This is a genomic window from Streptomyces sp. NPDC086077 (genome assembly GCF_040686175.1).
Taxonomy (GTDB): Bacteria; Actinomycetota; Actinomycetes; order Streptomycetales; family Streptomycetaceae; genus Streptomyces.
Window position 1 is genome coordinate 1 of sequence record NZ_JBFBJT010000155.1, and the last position, 16,560, is coordinate 16,560.

Here is a 16,560-nt window from a genome sequence, read left to right on the forward strand (position 1 = left end):
GATCAACGTCCCGAGATCATCACTCGAACCCCGCGAATCACGCATCAACGACGACAGCGTCTGCGCACCCATGTCGAACTTCATACCGAACCCGCCTCCCCCGTCCGCGTTCTGACTTGGCGGTGTCTTTCTGTGCCCACCAGGTTCATCCAACACCGATCGCACCTGCAACCGCGTTGCGTCGCAACCCAGCTACAGGACGGTTCGAGAGGTCCGCCGGAGTGGGCCCGGAATGGCGCTCGGCGCCCGAAGGTCACGATTGGGTTTCGATAGGCGTCACCCCTTGCCACCCCTGGATGTAATCGATTCCAATCACCTCTACACCCATCGATGTAATCGATTCCATGAGGTATGAGGAGGTGGACCGGCGATGGCGAGCATCAAGGACGTCGCCGCCGCGGCAGGCGTTTCCGTCGCCACGGTCTCGCGTGTGCTGAACGATCATCCGTCGGTCAGCGCGGACGCGCGCACGCGTGTGCTGGCCGCCGTCGACACGCTGGGCTACCGCCCGAACGCCGTCGCCCGGTCCCTGCGCACCGACCAGACCCACACCCTCGGCCTGGTCATCAGCGACGTGATGAACCCGTACTTCACCGAGCTGGCCCGCTCCGTCGAGGAGGAGGCCCGGGCGCTGGGCTACAGCGTGATCATCGGCAACGCCGACGAGCGGCCCGACCTCCAGGACCACCACGTACGGAACCTGCTGGACCGCCGCATCGACGGCCTCCTCGTCTCCCCCACCGACGGCGGCTCGCCGCTGATGCTGGACGCCGTGCGCGCGGGGACCCCGATGGTCTTCGTGGACCGGTGGATCCCGGGCGTCGACGTGCCCGTGGTGCGGGCGGACGGGCGGGCCGCCGTGCGCGACCTCGTCGCCCACCTGTACGGCCTCGGGCACCGGCGGCTCGCGATCATCGCGGGGCCGGCGGCCACCACGACCGGGCGGGAGCGCGTGGACGCCTTCCGGGAGGCTCTCGGCGCGTACGGCCTTGATCTCCCGGAGGCCTACATAGGGCAGGGCGACTTCCAGGCCGACAGCGGGCGCCGGGTCACCGAGGGCTTCCTCGACCTGCCCGAGCCGCCCGAGGTCGTCTTCGCGGCCGACAACCTGATGGCCCTGGGCGCGCTGGACGCCGTACGCGCGCGTGGGCTGCGGGTTCCCGACGACATCGCGCTCGCCGCCTTCGACGACATCCGGTGGTTCGTGCACACCGATCCGCCGATCACCGCCGTCGCCCAGCCCACCGGCGATCTGGGGCGTGCCGCCGTGCGCGCGCTGGTCGCCCGGATCGAGGGGCGGCCGGGCGAGTCCGTCACCCTCCCCGCCAATCTCGTCGTACGCCGGTCGTGCGGCGCGCCGGGCGGCGGTCCGCAGTCCCCCACCTGACCTTCCCCTCCCCCACAGACAGTCCCCCCACAGTCCCCGTACGAAGGAGTACGTCGTGAGCGACCCGGACGAGTTGCTGCGTATCGAGGGCATCCGCAAAACCTTCCCCGGCGTGGTCGCGCTCGACGGCGTGGACTTCGATCTGCGCCGCGGGGAGGTGCATGTGCTGCTCGGTGAGAACGGCGCCGGCAAGAGCACGCTGATCAAGATGCTCTCCGGTGCCTACACGCCCGACGCCGGGCGGATCCTCGTAGGTGGTGAGGAGGTGCGCATCAACGGTGCGCAGGACTCCGAGCGCCTCGGGATCGCCACCATCTACCAGGAGTTCAACCTCGTTCCCGACCTGTCCGTCGCCGAGAACATCTTTCTCGGGCGGCAGCCCCGGCGCTTCGGGGTGATCGACCGGAAGCGGATGGAGGCGGACGCCGAGGAGCTGCTCGCACGCGTGGGCGTGCGGGTCTCCCCCCGCGCGCGTGTGCGGGAACTCGGCATCGCCCGGCTGCAGATGGTCGAGATCGCCAAGGCGCTCAGTCTCGACGCGCGGGTGTTGATCATGGACGAGCCGACCGCCGTCCTGACCACCGAGGAGGTGGAGAAGCTGTTCGCCATCGTGCGGCAGCTGCGCGCGGACGGCGTCGGGGTCGTGTTCATCACGCACCACCTGGAGGAGATCGCCGCTCTCGGGGACCGCGTGACGGTGATCCGTGACGGGAAGAGCGTCGGGCAGGTGCCCGCCTCCACCGGTGAGGACGAGCTCGTGCGCCTCATGGTGGGGCGGTCGATCGAGCAGCAGTACCCGCGGGAGCGGGCCGACGCCGGCGCCGCGCTGCTGACCGTCGAGGGGCTCACCCGGGACGGCGTCTTCCACGACGTGAGCTTCGAGGTGCGGGCCGGTGAGGTCGTCGGGATCGCGGGGCTCGTCGGGGCGGGCCGTACGGAGGTCGTACGGGCCGTGTTCGGGGCCGATCCCTACGACAAGGGGGCCGTGAAGGTCGCCGGTACGGCCGTGCGGCGCCATGACGTGGGCGCCGCCATGGCCGCCGGGATCGGGCTCGTGCCCGAGGACCGCAAAGGTCAGGGGCTCGTGCTGGACGCCTCCGTGGAGGAGAACCTCGGGCTCGTGACCCTGCGGTCGGCCACCCGGGCCGGGCTGGTCGACCTCAAGGGGCAGCACGAATCCGCCACGCGGATCGCCCGGCAGCTCGGGGTGCGCATGGCAGGGCTCGGGCAGCATGTGCGGACCCTGTCCGGTGGCAACCAGCAGAAGGTCGTCATCGGCAAATGGCTGCTGGCGAACACCAAGGTGCTGATCCTCGACGAGCCGACGCGCGGGATCGACGTCGGCGCCAAGGTCGAGATCTACCAGCTCATCAACGAACTGACGGCCGCCGGCGCCGCCGTCCTGATGATCTCCAGCGATCTGCCCGAGGTGCTCGGCATGAGCGACCGGGTGCTGGTGATGGCGCAGGGGCGGATCGCCGGCGAACTCCCCGCCGGCGAGGCGACCCAGGACACCGTGATGGCGCTCGCCGTCAGTACCCCCGGCAATGCCGTCACCGACACCGACACAGACGGCGACACCGACACTCATGGAACGGAGGCCTCCCGTGGCCACTGACACGCTCAAGAGCTCCGCGGGCGCGGGCGGCGCCTCCGGCCCCGGCGGACTGCGCCGGCTGCTGCTCGACAACGGGGCGCTCACCGCGCTCATCGTCCTCGTGATCGCGCTGTCGGCGCTGTCCGGGGACTTCCTGACCGCCGACAACCTGCTCAACATCGGCGTCCAGGCCGCCGTCACCGCGATCCTCGCCTTCGGCGTCACGTTCGTGATCGTCTCGGCGGGCATCGACCTGTCCGTGGGGTCGGTGGCGGCGCTGTCGGCCACCGTGCTGGCGTGGAGCGCCACCAGCGAGGGCGTGCCCGTCGTGCTGGCGGTCCTCCTCGCGGTGGCCACGGGCATCGCCTGTGGTCTCGTCAACGGCTTCCTGATCTCGTACGGCAAGCTGCCGCCGTTCATCGCGACGCTCGCCATGCTGTCCGTGGCGCGCGGCCTGTCGCTGGTCATCTCGCAGGGCTCGCCCATCGCCTTCCCGGACTCGATCTCGCACCTCGGTGACACGCTCGGCGGAGGCTGCCGGTGCCCGTGCTGGTGATGATCGTCATGGGTCTGATCACGGCGTTCGTGCTCGGCCGGACGTACCTCGGGCGGTCCATGTACGCGATCGGCGGCAACGAGGAGGCGGCCCGGCTGTCGGGACTGCGGGTGAAGAAGCAGAAGCTCGCCATCTACGCGCTCTCCGGGCTGTTCGCGGCCGCCGCGGGCATCGTGCTCGCCTCCCGGCTGTCCTCCGCGCAGCCGCAGGCCGCGCAGGGGTACGAGCTGGACGCCATCGCGGCGGTCGTCATCGGCGGCGCCTCGCTCGCGGGCGGTACCGGCAAGGCGTCCGGCACGCTGATCGGCGCGCTGATCCTCGCGGTGCTGCGCAACGGCCTCAACCTCCTGTCCGTGTCGGCCTTCTGGCAGCAGGTGGTCATCGGTGTGGTGATCGCGCTGGCCGTGCTGCTCGACACAGTGCGGCGCAAGGCGGGGTCGACTCCGGTGGGTGCCGGTGGGGGCGGCGACAGGCGCAAGCAGGCGATCACCTATCTGCTCGCCGCCGTGATCGCGGTGGCGGTGGTCGCGGCGACCTCGCTGCTGCACACCGGCTCGTCCGGCACGCAGAAGAAGGTCGGGCTGTCGCTGTCCACGCTCAACAACCCCTTCTTCGTGCAGATCCGGGCGGGCGCCGAGGCCGAGGCGAAGAAGCTCGGCGTCGACCTCACCGTCACCGACGCGCAGAACGACGCCTCGCAACAGGCCAACCAGTTGCAGAACTTCACGAGCGAGGGCGTGTCCTCGATCGTCGTCAACCCGGTGGACTCGGACGCGGCCGGTCCGTCGGTTCGGGCCGCCAACAAGGCCGACATCCCCGTCGTCGCCGTCGACCGGGGCGTCAACAAGGCGAAGACGGCCGCGCTCGTCGCGTCCGACAACGTCGAGGGCGGTGAGCTGGGCGCCAAGGCGCTCGCCGAGAAGCTCGGCGGCCAGGGCACGATCGTGATCCTCCAGGGCCAGGCCGGCACCTCCGCCAGCCGGGAACGCGGCGCGGGCTTCGCCGAGGGGCTGAAGGACTACCCGGGCATCAAGGTGGTCGCCAAGCAGCCGGCCGACTTCGACCGCACCAAGGGCCTCGACGTGATGACGAACCTGCTCCAGGCGCACCCCGACGTCGACGGTGTGTTCGCGGAGAACGACGAGATGGCGCTCGGCGCGATCAAGGCGCTGGGTTCGAAGGCCGGCAAGTCGGTCCAGGTCGTCGGTTTCGACGGCACGCCGGACGGGCTGAAGGCGGTCGAGAACGGGACACTGTACGCGTCTGTGGCCCAGCAGCCGAAGGAACTCGGCCGGATCGCCGTGGACAACGCCCTGCGGGCGGCCGAGGGCGAGAAGGTGAGTGCGACGGTGAAGGTGCCGGTGAAGGTGATCACGAAGGAGAACGTGGCCGGCTTCGGCGGCTGACGGTCGCGTGCCGGGGTCGGCCCCGACCCCGGCACCCGCCGACGGCTCACGTCACTTACCAGGTACGCGTATCAGGGAGACCTTCATGTACGACTACGACCTCCTGGTCGTCGGCTCGGCCAACGCCGATCTGGTGATCGGCGTCGAGCGGCGGCCGGCGGCCGGGGAGACGGTGCTCGGGTCCGATCTGGCCGTCCACCCGGGCGGCAAGGGTGCCAACCAGGCGGTCGCGGCCGCCCGGCTGGGAGCCCGTACGGCCCTGCTGGCCCGGGTCGGTGACGACGCGTACGGCCGGCTGCTGCTCGACTCGCAGCGGGCGGCCGGGGTCGACACGGTGGGCGTGCTGGCGGGCGGTGCGCCCACCGGCGTCGCGCTGATCACCGTGGACCCGTCCGGCGACAACAGCATCGTGGTGTCGCCGGGAGCGAACGGAAGGCTCACGCCCGACGACGTACGGGCGGCGGGAAGCCTGTTCCACGCCTCGCGGGTCGTCTCGGCGCAGTTGGAGATCCCACTGGAGACGGTCGTGGAAGTGGTGCGCAGTACGGCGCCCGGCAGCCGGTTCGTGCTGAACCCCTCGCCGCCGCGACCGCTCCCGCCGGAGGTGCTGGCGGCGTGCGACCCGCTGATCGTGAACGAGCACGAGGCGAAGGTGATCCTCGGGGACGCCCTGGTCGGCGACGACCCCGCCGGCTGGGCGCGGATCCTGCTGGCGCGCGGGCCGCGCTCGGTGGTCGTGACGCTGGGGGCGGAGGGTGCGCTGGTGGCCTCCGCGCAGGGGGTTGCCCAGGTGCCCTCGGTGAAGGTCGACGCGGTCGACACCACCGGCGCGGGCGACGCCTTCACGGCGGCGCTGGCCTGGCGGCTGGGTCAGGGCGACACCCTCGCGGAGGCGGCGGTGTACGCGGCACGGGTGGGGGCGGCGGCCGTGACGAAGGCGGGGGCGCAGGAGTCGTACCCTACGCCGGAAGAGGTCGCCGCGCTATGAGGAAGGCAGGGATCCTCAACCGTCATCTCGCCGGTGCGCTGGCCGAGTTGGGGCACGGGGACGGAGTGCTGGTGTGCGACGCCGGGATGCCGATACCGGCCGGTCCACGCGTCGTCGACCTGGCCTTCCGGGCCGGGGTGCCCTCGTTCGCCGAGGTGCTGGACGGGCTGCTGGCCGAGCTGGTCGTGGAGGGCGCGACGGCGGCGACGGAGGTACGGGGGGCCAATCCGGCGGTGGCCGCGCTGCTGGACGGGTGCTTCCCGGAGCTCGGCCTCGTACCCCACGATCGGCTCAAGGAGCTGTCGGGGGGCGCGCGGCTGGTCGTACGCACCGGGGAGGCGACGCCGTACGCGAACGTGCTGCTGCGCTGCGGGGTGTTCTTCTGAGTCCCGCGAGTCCTGCCGGCTCGTAGGCACGCGTGGAGGGGGCCGGTCGACGGACCGGCCCCCTCGGCTTTCCCCTCCCGTCAGAACCCCCCGCGATCCCCCCGGATCCCCCCAGATTCCCCCCACGGAAGCTCTGACTCCAAGTACGACCCCCGACGGCCGGGGAGGGTTGCGTCCCGCGGCGGGAATTTCTTGCCGGATTTTCGCAGCGTGTCCGTGGAGCCCCGGCTTCAGCGACGCAGGGTGGTTCTCCGGTCCATGCGCGAGAGTTTCTCGGGGTTGCGCACGGCGTAGAGCCCGGTGATGAGGCCGTCGTCGATGCGCACCGCCACGACGGTGTCCAGCTCGCCGTCGAGCTGGAGGAACAGCGCCGGACGGCCGTTGACCTCCGTCGGCCGCAGCCGCGCCGGGCCCGGGACCCTGCTCATCCCGCCGATCATCAGGCGGGCCACCTTGTCGGCCCCGACGACGGGCCGCAGGATCGCCTGCTTGACTCCGCCGCCGTCGCCCACGAGGACGACGTCCGGCGCGAGGATGTCGAGCAGGCTCTGCAGATCACCGGTCTCCACCGCCCGCCGGAACGCGTCGAGCGCCTCCCGGGTCTCGGTCGGGGAGACGACCCCTCGGGGTCGCCGTGCCGCGACGTGCGCCCGTGCCCGGTGGGCGATCTGGCGGACGGTGGCAGGGGTCTTGTCGACGGCTCCGGCGATCTCGTCGTACCCGAGGTCGAAGACCTCGCGCAGCACGAACACCGCCCGCTCGGTGGGTGTCAGCGTCTCCAGCACCAGCAGCATCGCCATGGAGACGCTGTCGGCCAGTTCGACGTCCTCGGCCACGTCCGGGGTGGTCAGCAGCGGCTCGGGCAGCCAGGAGCCGACGTAGGACTCCTTGCGGCGGCCGAGGGTCCGCAGCCGGCTCAGTGACTGGCGGGTGGTGATCCGGACCAGGTACGCGCGCCGGTCCCGCACGGTGCCGAGATCGACGCCGGCCCACCGCAGCCAGGTCTCCTGAAGGACGTCCTCGGCGTCGGCGGCCGAGCCGAGCATCTCGTAGGCGACCGTGAACAGCAGATTGCGGTGGGCGACGAACGCCTCGGTGGCCGGGTCCACGCGTCCGCCGCCGGCGTGCCGCCCGGCCGTGACCCGCGTGCGGTCGCTGCCCTCGCTGTTCATCCGCTGCTCCCGCCTCTTCGCTCCTCGAAGTGCCACGCGCACAGGACGCCGGTCCCCGCGGTTCTGTGACATCGCCGCGCGGTGGCCCACGTCACACCATCGCGGCGTCACAGGGATCCGCCCGCCGGCATCTCGTGTGCGTCAGTGCGACGCCGCGAGTGAGTGAGGACGCAGTCATGGACGCCCGATTCAACCTGTTCGAGAACGAGCTCGGCGCCAAGTTCGCCAAGAGGTTCGCCAACGCCGGCCTTGTCATCCACCAGTCTGCGCTGCCGCCGGCCACGCAGGAGCTGGTGTCGCTGCGCGCCAGCCAGATCAACGGCTGCGGCTGGTGCATCGACATGCACACCAAGGAGGCCGCGGCGGCGGGTGAGAGCGCCGTCCGGCTGAACCTCGTCGCCGCCTGGCGCGAGTCCACCGTGTTCACCGAGGCCGAGCAGGCCGCGCTGGCGCTCGCCGAGGAGGGCACCCGTCTCGCCGACGCCGGCCCCGGCGTGTCCGACGAGACGTGGGACCGGGTGCGCAAGCACTACGACGACGACCAGATCGCGGCGCTGGTCGCCCTGGTCGCCCTGATCAACGCGGCCAACCGGCTCGCGGTGATCGTGCACCAGCGGGGCGGCTCCTACGAGCCCGGCATGTTCGCAGCCGCGCTCAGCTGACCCCCGGACGGCTTCGGACCGGCCCGGGCCCTGGGTTCCGGGCCGGCCGGGGTCCCGCGAGTGCGGATCGGGTCAGCCCCGCGCGCACGCGTTCACGGCATCACCTCGCGTGCGAACCTCGTCGCGGTCTCCGCCAGTACCTCACGGCCGTCCCGGGCCCACAGGGCCTCGTTGAAGAGTTCGACCTCGATCGGTCCGGTGTACCCGGCGGCCTCGACGTAGCCCTTCCACTCCCGCATGTCGATCGAGCCGTCGCCGATCTGGCCGCGGCCGGTGAGGACGCCCTGGGGCAACGGGGTGGTCCAGTCGGCGAGTTGGAAAATGTAAATGCGTCCGCCGGCCCCCGCGCGGGCGATCTGTCGCGGCGCCGCGTCGTCCCACCAGATGTGATACGTGTCCACCGCGACGCCGACCTGGTCCGCGGGGAAGCGTTCCGCGAGGTCGAGGGCCTGCGTGAGGGTCGAGACCACGCAGCGGTCGGAGGCGTACATCGGGTGGAGCGGCTCGATCGCGAGGCGGACTCCGTGCCGTTGCGCGTACGGACCGAGTTCCGCGAGCGCGTCCGCGATGCGTTCCCGTGCGCCGTGCAGGTCCTTCGAGCCCGGCGGCAGGCCGCCCGAGACCAGGACCAGCGTGTCCGTGCCGAGGGTGGCCGCCTCGTCGATCGCGCGGCGGTTGTCGGCGAGAGCGCCGGCCCGCTCCTGAGTGTCGATCGCGGTGAAGAAGCCGCCGCGGCACAGCGTCGTGACCGTCAGGCCCGCCCCTCGGACCAGCTTGGCGGTCGCCTCCACGCCGTACGACTGGACCGGCTCGCGCCACAGGCCCACCCCCGGGACCCCCGACTCCAGACACGCCGCGACAAGTTCGGGCAGGGCCAGCTGCTTCACGGTCATCTGGTTGATGCTGAAACGCTCCAATGCGGTGCTCACTGCGTCACCCCGTACAGCGCGAGCAGGTTCCTCATCCGCTCCTGAGCCCGCTTCGGGTCGGGGAACAGGCCCAACCCGTCGGCGAGTTCGTAGGCGCGGGCGAGGTGCGGGAGGGAGCGGGCCGACTGGAGACCGCCGACCATCGTGAAATGCGACTGGTGGCCGGCCAGCCAGGCCAGCAGGACCACGCCGGTCTTGTAGAAGCGGGTGGGTGCCTGGAAGAGGTGGCGGGACAGTTCGACGGTGGGGTCGAGCAGCCCGCGGAAGCCCGTCACGTCCCCGGTGTCCAGGACGCGTACCGCCTCCGCCGCCAGCGGGCCGAGCGGGTCGAAGACGCCGAGGAGGGCATGGCTGAAGCCGCGCTCGTCGCCAGCGATCAGCTCGGGGTAGTGGAAGTCGTCGCCGGTGTAGCAGCGGACGCCCTCCGGCAGCCGTCGGCGCAGGTCGGTCTCGCGCCGGGCGTCGAGCAGGGAGACCTTGATGCCGTCGACCTTGCCGGGGTCGGCGGCGATCACGTCCAGGAGCGTGCCGGTGGCCGCGTCGAGGTCCTCCGACCCCCAGTAGCCCGTCAGCGCCGGGTCGAACATCGGGCCCAGCCAGTGCAGGATCACCGGCTCGGCGGACTGGCGCAGCAGGTGGCCGTAGACCTCCAGGTAGTCCTCGGGGCCGGTCGCGGCGGCCGCGAGTGCACGCGAGGCCATGAGGACCGGCTGGGCGCCGGACCGCTCGACCAGCGCGAGCTGCTCCTCGTAGGCGGCGCGGACCTCCGCGAGGGTGCCTGAGGTGATCTGGTCCGTCCCCACTCCGCAGGCGATACGGCCGCCGACCGCCTTCGCCTCCGCCGCCGACCTGCGGATCAGCTCCGCCGCGCCCGCCCAGTCCAGGCCCATGCCCCGCTGGGCGGTGTCCATCGCCTCGGCGACGCCCAGCCCGTGCGACCACAGATGGCGGCGGAAGGCGAGGGTGGCGTCCCAGTCGATCGCGGCGGGCGAGTCCGGGGTGACGTCGGCGAACGGGTCGGCGACGACGTGTGCGGCGGCGAAGACCGTGCGGGAGGAGAGGCCCGCGCCGGGGGTGAGGGCCAGGGGTTCGGAGCGGGGCTCGTAGGTCCGCAGGTCCCCGTGGGCGTCAGGGAGTCGGATCGTCACAGCGTGATCTCCGGTACGTCGATACGGCGGCCCTCGGCCGAGGACCTCAGGCCCAGTTCGGCGAGCTGGACGCCGCGGGCGCCGGCGAGCAGGTCCCAGTGGTAGGGGGCGTCGGCGTAGACGTGGCGCAGGAACAGTTCCCACTGGGCCTTGAACCCGTTCTCGAACTCGGTGTTGTCCGGCACCTCCTGCCACTGGTCGCGGAAGGAGTAGGTGGCCGGGAGGTCCGGGTTCCAGACCGGCTTGGGGGTGGCGGCGCGGTGCTGGACGCGGCAGTCGCGCAGGCCCGCGACCGCCGAGCCCTCCGTGCCGTCCACCTGGAACTCGACCAGTTCGTCGCGGTTGACGCGCACGGTCCAGGAGGAGTTGATCTGGGCGATGGCGCCGCCGTCGAGTTCGAAGACGCCGTACGCGGCGTCGTCGGCGGTGGCGTCGTAAGGCTTGCCGTTCTCGTCGAAGCGCTGCGGGATGTGGGTGGTGGCGACGGCCTGCACGGAGGTCACCCGGCCGAAGAGCTCGTGCAGGACGTACTCCCAGTGGGGGAACATGTCGACGACGATGCCGCCGCCGTCCTCGGTGCGGTAGTTCCAGGACGGGCGCTGGGCGGACTGCCAGTCGCCCTCGAAGACCCAGTAGCCGAACTCGCCGCGCACGGACAGCACGCGGCCGAAGAAGCCGCCGTCGACGAGCCGCTTCAGCTTGAGCAGCCCGGGCAGGAACAGCTTGTCCTGGACGACGCCGTGCTTGATGCCGGCGTCCTTGGCGAGGCGGGCCAGTTCGAGGGCGCCGGCGAGTCCGGTGGCCGTCGGTTTCTCGGTGTAGACGTGCTTGCCGGCCGCGATCGCCCTCCGGAGGGCCTCCTCGCGGGCGGAGGTGACCTGGGCGTCGAAGTAGATGTCGACGGCCGGGTCGGCGAGGACCGCGTCGACGTCCGTGGAGATGTGCTCCAGGCCGTGCCGATCGGCGAGCGCCCGCAGGGCGTGCTCGCGGCGGCCGACGAGGACGGGCTCGGGCCACAGCACGGTGCCGTCGCCGAGGTCGAGACCGCCTTGTTCACGGAGGGCCAGGAGGGAGCGGACGAGGTGCTGGCGATAGCCCATGCGCCCGGTCACGCCGTTCATGGCGATGCGCACCGTCTTGCGGTTCACGTGGTTCCCTCTCGCTGTGACTAGTGGGCAGGGAGCGATACAGCAAGCGCTTTCTACACGGAGAAGCTAGCCTCTGAGCAGGGGTGGGGACAAGGGTGTGACCGTCTTGAGTCGTTCGAGGGGGCGAACAACTCAAGGCAGTGGCCGTATGGTCAACGCGGAGAATCACAGGCTGCGCTACCGGAGGACGACGAGATGACGGTGACCCTGGCGGACGTGGCTGCCCGCGCCCAGGTCTCGCCCGCGACGGTGTCGCGCGTGCTGAACGGGAACTACCCGGTGGCCGCATCCACCCGCGAGCGGGTGCTCAAGGCGGTCGACGAGCTGGACTACGTCCTCAACGGCCCCGCCAGCGCGCTCGCCGCGGCCACCTCCGACCTGGTCGGCATCCTGGTCAACGACATCGCCGACCCGTTCTTCGGGATCATGGCGAGCGCCATCCAGTCGGAGATCGGCGGGCCGGGCGGCAGAGCCGGCGGGGAGCGGCTCGCGGTCGTCTGCAACACGGGCGGCTCCCCCGAGCGCGAGCTGACGTATCTGACCCTGCTGCAGCGGCAGCGCGCCGCCGCTGTCGTGCTCACCGGCGGCGCGGTGGAGGACGCCGCACATGTGGCGGCGGTGTCGGCGAAGCTGCGCAGGCTGACCGAGGCCGGGACGCGGGTCGTGCTGTGCGGGCGGCCGCCGGCGCCGGAGACCCAGGCGGTGGCACTGACCTTCGAGAACCGCGGCGGCGGACGGCAGTTGACGGAGCACCTGATCGGCCTGGGGCACCGCCGGCTCGGCTACATCGCCGGCCCTGAGGAGCGGACCACGACCCGGCACCGGCTGGAGGGGCACCGGGCCGCGCTGGAGGCGGCGGGCATCCCGGAGGACCCGCGCTGGACCGTCCACGGTCGCTACGACCGCCGGTCCGGCTACGAGGCCACGCTGGAGCTGCTGCGCCGTGATCCGTCCCTCACGGCCGTGGTCGCCGCGAACGACTCCGTCGCGCTGGGGGCGTGCGCCGCGCTGCGGGAGACGGGACGGCGGATACCGGACGACGTCTCGGTCGCCGGGTTCGACGACCTGCCGTTCAGCATCGACGCCGTGCCCGCTCTCACGACGGTACGGCTGCCGCTGGCGGAGGCGGGGGCACGCGCGGGACGGATCGCCATGGGCCGCGAGGAGCCACCACCGGGCGGGATCGCCACGGTGCGGGGGGAGTTGATGGTGCGGGGGTCGACGGGGGCGCCGCGGGGGTGAGGGCCGGGGCTCAGGTCTGAGGCACGTACCGCGCCTCCCCGTACAGGGCGCGCCGAGGGCACGGGTCGACTCCGCAGGGACGGCTGCGACCAGGGCTGTCCGCACCAGTAGGTGCAGCCGCTCCTCCTGCTCGCCCTTAGGGGCGGATCCCGTCGCAGGCGATGGACAGGTGCCGGGGGCCGCGCAGTACGGCGTTCTGGCGGTACGGGGGCGGGTCCTCCAGCAGGCGGGGGTTCTCCAGGCGGCGGGCCAGTTCGGCGAGGGCGAGCTGAGCCTCCAGACGGGCCAGTGGCGCGCCGAAGCAGCTGTGGATGCCGCTGCCGAACCCGAGGTGCTGGATGTCCCCGCGGTCCGGGTCGAAGCGGTCCGGGTTCTCGAACCGCTGCGGGTCGCGGTTGCCGGACGCGAGCACCAGCCAGAGGGAGGCGCCCTTGGGGATGGTGACGCCGCGGATCTCGATGTCGGCGAGGGTCGTGCGCTGCGGCACCAGCTGCACGGGCGGCTCGAAGCGCAGCAACTCCTCGACGACGGGCACGGCGAGCCGCGGCTCGGCCCGCAGCCGCCGCAGGACGTCCGGATTGCGCAGCAGGGTCAGCATGCCGTTGGTGACGAGGTTGACGGTGGTCTCGTGCCCCGCGATCAGCAGCAGCGCCGCGGTGCTGAGCAGCTCCATCGTGGTCATCGCGCCGTCCGGGCCGTCGGCCGACGCCAGCGCGGAGATCATGTCGTTCCTGGGGTGCCTGCGGCGCTCCTCGATCAGACCGGCCAGGTACATGCCCAGCTGCATACGGGCCTCGTGCGACGTCTTGCCGCGCTCGCCGGGGTCCGCGTCCGGATCGGGGTCCAGGCTCGCGGCGATGGTGTCCGCCCAGCCGTGGAAGCGCGGCTCGTCCTCGCGCGGCACGCCGAGGAGCCGGCAGATGACGGTCACCGGGAACGGGTACGAGAAGTCCTCCACCAGGTCGATCCGTCCGGGGTCGGCGATGCCGTCGACGAGGCCGGAGACGATGCCGTGCAGTTCCTCGCGCATACCGTCGACCCGGTGCGGGGAGTGCGGCGGGCCGAAGGGCCGGTTCGTCATCCGCCGCAGCCGGTCGTGCTCGGGCGGGTCGAGCCGCAGAAAGCTCGGCGGCAGCGCCCCGTCCCCCTGCTCGGACGACGACTCGGCCAGCGGGTCGTGCGCCGCCGAGCCCAGGTTGCGGGCGTCGGAGCTGATGCGGGGGTCGTGCAGGAGGCTGCGGATCTCGTAGTAGGTGCTGACGACGTAGGGCCCGTCGTCCTGGTGGAGGACCGGGGTCTTCCGCAGCTCCTCGTAGATGGGGTACGGGTTGGCGCGGTTGGAGTAGTCCAGGATCTGATGCAGCGGAGATGGCGTCATCGTGCGTCCTCGTGGCCGGGCGGGTCAGTGCGCGGGGGTGAACGTGATCCGGCGGTCGGCCGGCGAGTATCCGCTGAGGGTCACCGTGGGGCCGTGCGTGGGCACCGACGGGTCCGGGAAGTCCGCGTCCATCGGACGCTGTCCCGGGCTCCGGCCGACCGTGGGGAACGGCGGCGGGAACGGGGCGGTGGTCTCGATCAGCTCCTGGTAGAACGGCAGCCACCGGGCGTGGTCGAAGGCGACCGCGCCGATGACGCGCCCCTGGTAGCCGTAGACACCGACGAACCGTCGATCGGTGAGCGAGCCCTGCGAGATGAGGATCTCCGTGCCCAGCGACGGCACCCCGACCGACTTGATGTTGACGCCGAACTGCGAGGACCAGAAGGCCGGCACCCACAGGTGGGGCAGCCGGTCGGCGCTCTCGCTGAGCATGTTGTGCGCCGCGATCTCGGCCTGGCACACGGCGTTGCCCCAGTGCTCGAGGGACAGGAACTGGTAGCCGAACAGGGCGTGCGGGGACCGCGCCACGTCGCCGGCCACGTAGATGTCGTCGGTCACGATGCCGCGGACGTCGAAGGCACGGCACCCGGCGTCGCAGGCGATGCCGCGCGGGCCCGCCCCGAGTCCGGACCCGGCGAGCCACTCGGTGTTGCGGGTGGCCCCGAGGGAGACGATCACGAGGTCGGTCTCGACGGTGGACCCGTCGGACAGGTGCGCGGCCCGCACCCGGCCCGAGGCGTCGCCCTCCAGCGCGGTCACCATGACCCCGCACCGCAGGTCCACGCCGTGTTCCTGCTGGAGGTCGGCGGCGACCGCGCCGACCACTCCGCCGAGCGCGCCGACCAGCGGCGCCCCGGCGCGCTCGGCGACGGTGACGGTGATGCCGCGTTCGCGGCAGGCGGAGGCGATCTCCGAGCCGGTGAACCCGGCGCCGATCACGAAGACCCGCTTGGGGCCCTCGGCGAGCCGCCGCTCCAGCCGGGCGGCGTCGTCGCGGGTGCGCAGCACGAAGACACCGTCGAGTTCCGCCTCGGCCTGGTGGGGCCACGGCCGCGCCCGCACCCCGGTGGTGATCAGCAGCCGGTCGTACGGCACCTCGTCGCCGTCGCCCAGCCGTACCCGCCGGGCGGCCATGTCCAGGCCGGTGGCCGGGACGCCGAGCCGCCAGGTCGCGTCGAGGTCCCGGCGCCTGGGCAGTGCGGTGCGCTCGGGGGTGGTCAGGCCCAGCAGCACCTGCTTGGACAGCGGGGGCCGGTCGTACGGCTCGTAGGGCTCGTCGCCGATGATCGTCAGGGAGCCGGTGAAGCCCTTCTCGCGCAGGGTCTCGGCGCCGCGCAGACCCGCCAGCGAGGCGCCGACGACGACGATGCGGCCGTCGCGTCTGAGTCTTTCCAGGGATCCGTCAGCGTTCATCGGACACCGCCCCGACGGGTACGTCCGCCTCGTCGACGAGGATGGCCTGGACGGGGCAGGCGGCTGCGGCCTGCGCGAGTTTGTCGCGCTGCGCCTCGTCTGCCTCGGGGTGGTAGAGCAGCCCCTCCTCGCCGTGCATGACGAAGACTTCGGGCGCGAGGAAAGCGCACTGCGCGTATCCCTGACAGCGGTTCAGGTCGACGACAAGCCTCACCAAGGGATTGGTCCTCTCCAACGGCCCGGCCCCCGTGCCCCATCCTCGGCGCGTCGGCGGGGTACGGCGACGAGGAGTGGTCCGTCGGAGTGAACTCCGCCCGCCGCTCAGGGCCGGGACCGGTGTCAGCCTGCGGGCCGCCTGCCCCACAGGATGTTCAGGCTGACGATCAGCGCCCAGGCCGGGAAGACCAGCTCGGACCAGGGCAGGTTCGCCCCCACCACGAGCAGCACCAGGCCGACGAGATACCCGAGGACGACGAGGGGACGCGGAAGGACGCCGAGCCGGTGGCCGATGGTCGAGGTCGTGAAGATGAACACCGCCGCCATGCGCAGCCCGTACGTGGTCAGCAGGGTGTAGGCGAAGTGGCGGCCGAACGTCGAGTGCTGCTGCGGGTCGTCGAGCACGGTCCCGGCCGCCGCCCCGCTGCCGAACAGCATGGCGACGAAGACCAGTCCGCTGCCCAGGAACACGGTGGACACGAACCGGTCCTCCCCGGCACCCGCCTGCTCGCGCAGCGCTCCCATGAACCACAGGAAGGCGATCCCGGCGAACGGCAGGAGCGCCAGCGCCGTCTGTACGGCGCTGCGCTGCCCGGCGTCGACGGTGACCTCGGTGCCGCCGGCCCCGCCGGGCAGGGCGAGGCGCACCAGGATGATCGCCGCGGCCATCAGGAGCGCGAACAGGACCCCGGCGATCCCGGCGGCCCGGGGTGTCCCGAGGCGCTCGTGCTTCTGCCGCATCGTTCCTCGCTCTCTGCCTGTCCTCCTTCGCGCAGACGTCCGTCCCCCGACGCCCGGACCTCTGCCCTTCCTTCGTACAGACAGCAGCAATCCGCGCGCTCCCGCCACCGGGCCGGGGGGGGCGGCGGCCGCGGGGGGGCGCGCCCGCCCGGGCGCGCGCCCCCCGTCGGGGTGTGTGCCCGCGCCCCCCC

Annotated in this window: 14 protein-coding genes and 1 pseudogene; 7 read left to right on the top strand and 8 right to left on the bottom strand. The window is 72.0% G+C overall.

Annotation, left to right across the window (positions count from 1 at the left end):
* Positions 1-370: 370 nt before the first annotated feature.
* From AB0O67_RS31050 to rbsD, 5 genes and pseudogenes are all read left to right on the top strand, one after another.
* The gene (locus tag AB0O67_RS31050) at positions 371-1,387 is read left to right on the top strand and encodes a LacI family DNA-binding transcriptional regulator (protein WP_365457246.1); all 1,017 of its coding nucleotides are present in this window, start codon (positions 371-373) and stop codon (positions 1,385-1,387) included.
* A 55-nt stretch (positions 1,388-1,442) separates the two neighbouring features.
* Positions 1,443-3,005: a sugar ABC transporter ATP-binding protein gene (locus AB0O67_RS31055; protein ID WP_365457249.1), complete on the top strand. Its 1,563-nt coding sequence runs from the start codon at positions 1,443-1,445 to the stop codon at positions 3,003-3,005.
* Positions 2,995-4,946, top strand: a pseudogene (locus AB0O67_RS31060) (substrate-binding domain-containing protein). The gene AB0O67_RS31055 and the pseudogene AB0O67_RS31060 overlap by 11 nt, the downstream one beginning before the upstream one ends.
* Positions 4,947-5,031: 85 nt before the next feature.
* Positions 5,032-5,934: a ribokinase gene (locus AB0O67_RS31065; RefSeq protein ID WP_365457252.1), complete on the top strand. Its 903-nt coding sequence runs from the start codon at positions 5,032-5,034 to the stop codon at positions 5,932-5,934.
* On the top strand, positions 5,931-6,320 hold the full coding sequence (rbsD, locus tag AB0O67_RS31070; protein ID WP_365457255.1) for a D-ribose pyranase: 390 nt from the start codon (positions 5,931-5,933) through the stop codon (positions 6,318-6,320). Before AB0O67_RS31065 ends, rbsD begins: the two co-directional genes overlap by 4 nt.
* A 230-nt stretch (positions 6,321-6,550) precedes the next feature.
* Here rbsD and AB0O67_RS31075 read toward each other — a convergent pair whose 3' ends face one another.
* Entirely contained in the window at positions 6,551-7,492 is a 942-nt protein-coding gene (locus AB0O67_RS31075; RefSeq protein ID WP_365457285.1) for an RNA polymerase sigma-70 factor, read from the bottom strand.
* Positions 7,493-7,668: 176 nt separating this feature from the next.
* Between AB0O67_RS31075 and AB0O67_RS31080 the strand changes: the two genes are divergently transcribed.
* Complete coding sequence (locus AB0O67_RS31080) at positions 7,669-8,154, top strand: carboxymuconolactone decarboxylase family protein (RefSeq protein WP_365457258.1); 486 nt, start codon at positions 7,669-7,671, stop codon at positions 8,152-8,154.
* A 92-nt stretch (positions 8,155-8,246) separates the two neighbouring features.
* On the opposite strand, the gene AB0O67_RS31085 is transcribed toward AB0O67_RS31080, so the two are convergent.
* The 3 genes from AB0O67_RS31085 to AB0O67_RS31095 are packed head-to-tail and all read right to left on the bottom strand — an operon-like array spanning position 8,247 to position 11,379.
* Complete coding sequence (locus tag AB0O67_RS31085) at positions 8,247-9,083, bottom strand: sugar phosphate isomerase/epimerase family protein (protein ID WP_365457261.1); 837 nt, start codon at positions 9,081-9,083, stop codon at positions 8,247-8,249.
* Positions 9,080-10,231, bottom strand: a complete 1,152-nt coding sequence (locus AB0O67_RS31090) for a dihydrodipicolinate synthase family protein (RefSeq protein WP_365457264.1) — start codon at positions 10,229-10,231, stop codon at positions 9,080-9,082. The genes AB0O67_RS31085 and AB0O67_RS31090 overlap by 4 nt, the downstream gene beginning before the upstream one ends.
* A complete protein-coding gene (locus AB0O67_RS31095) occupies positions 10,228-11,379 on the bottom strand; it encodes a Gfo/Idh/MocA family oxidoreductase (protein WP_365457267.1) in 1,152 nt (383 codons plus the stop codon). The genes AB0O67_RS31090 and AB0O67_RS31095 overlap by 4 nt, the downstream gene beginning before the upstream one ends.
* A 195-nt stretch (positions 11,380-11,574) precedes the next feature.
* On the opposite strand from AB0O67_RS31095, the gene AB0O67_RS31100 reads away from it, so the two are divergent.
* Positions 11,575-12,621 carry a LacI family DNA-binding transcriptional regulator gene (locus AB0O67_RS31100; RefSeq protein ID WP_365457270.1) on the top strand — a complete coding sequence of 349 codons (1,047 nt, stop codon included), beginning with the start codon at positions 11,575-11,577 and terminating at the stop codon, positions 12,619-12,621.
* 136 nt (positions 12,622-12,757) lie between these two features.
* On the opposite strand, the gene AB0O67_RS31105 is transcribed toward AB0O67_RS31100, so the two are convergent.
* The 4 genes from AB0O67_RS31105 to AB0O67_RS31120 all read right to left on the bottom strand — a co-directional run bounded on the left by AB0O67_RS31105 (position 12,758) and on the right by AB0O67_RS31120 (position 16,369).
* Positions 12,758-13,999, bottom strand: a complete 1,242-nt coding sequence (locus tag AB0O67_RS31105) for a cytochrome P450 (RefSeq protein ID WP_365457273.1) — start codon at positions 13,997-13,999, stop codon at positions 12,758-12,760.
* A gap of 24 nt (positions 14,000-14,023) precedes the next feature.
* On the bottom strand, positions 14,024-15,412 hold the full coding sequence (locus tag AB0O67_RS31110; RefSeq protein WP_365457276.1) for an FAD-dependent oxidoreductase: 1,389 nt from the start codon (positions 15,410-15,412) through the stop codon (positions 14,024-14,026).
* The gene (locus tag AB0O67_RS31115) at positions 15,402-15,626 is read right to left on the bottom strand and encodes a ferredoxin (protein WP_365457279.1); all 225 of its coding nucleotides are present in this window, start codon (positions 15,624-15,626) and stop codon (positions 15,402-15,404) included. The genes AB0O67_RS31110 and AB0O67_RS31115 overlap by 11 nt, the downstream gene beginning before the upstream one ends.
* 125 nt (positions 15,627-15,751) lie before the next feature.
* Positions 15,752-16,369, bottom strand: a complete 618-nt coding sequence (locus AB0O67_RS31120) for a hypothetical protein (RefSeq protein ID WP_365457282.1) — start codon at positions 16,367-16,369, stop codon at positions 15,752-15,754.
* Between the last annotated feature and the right edge of the window lie 191 nt (positions 16,370-16,560).

Bases quoted from the DNA above. Each gene is read 5' to 3' on its own strand.
- AB0O67_RS31050 (WP_365457246.1), top strand. From the start codon at position 371: ATGGCGAGCATCAAGGACGTCGCCGCCGCGGCAGGCGTTTCCGTCGCC.
- AB0O67_RS31120 (WP_365457282.1), bottom strand. From the start codon at position 16,369: ATGCGGCAGAAGCACGAGCGCCTCGGGACACCCCGGGCCGCCGGGATC.
- AB0O67_RS31075 (WP_365457285.1), bottom strand. From the start codon at position 7,492: ATGAACAGCGAGGGCAGCGACCGCACGCGGGTCACGGCCGGGCGGCAC.
- AB0O67_RS31065 (WP_365457252.1), top strand. From the start codon at position 5,032: ATGTACGACTACGACCTCCTGGTCGTCGGCTCGGCCAACGCCGATCTG.
- AB0O67_RS31100 (WP_365457270.1), top strand. From the start codon at position 11,575: ATGACGGTGACCCTGGCGGACGTGGCTGCCCGCGCCCAGGTCTCGCCC.
- AB0O67_RS31105 (WP_365457273.1), bottom strand. From the start codon at position 13,999: ATGACGCCATCTCCGCTGCATCAGATCCTGGACTACTCCAACCGCGCC.
- AB0O67_RS31110 (WP_365457276.1), bottom strand. From the start codon at position 15,412: ATGAACGCTGACGGATCCCTGGAAAGACTCAGACGCGACGGCCGCATC.
- AB0O67_RS31080 (WP_365457258.1), top strand. From the start codon at position 7,669: ATGGACGCCCGATTCAACCTGTTCGAGAACGAGCTCGGCGCCAAGTTC.
- rbsD (WP_365457255.1), top strand. From the start codon at position 5,931: ATGAGGAAGGCAGGGATCCTCAACCGTCATCTCGCCGGTGCGCTGGCC.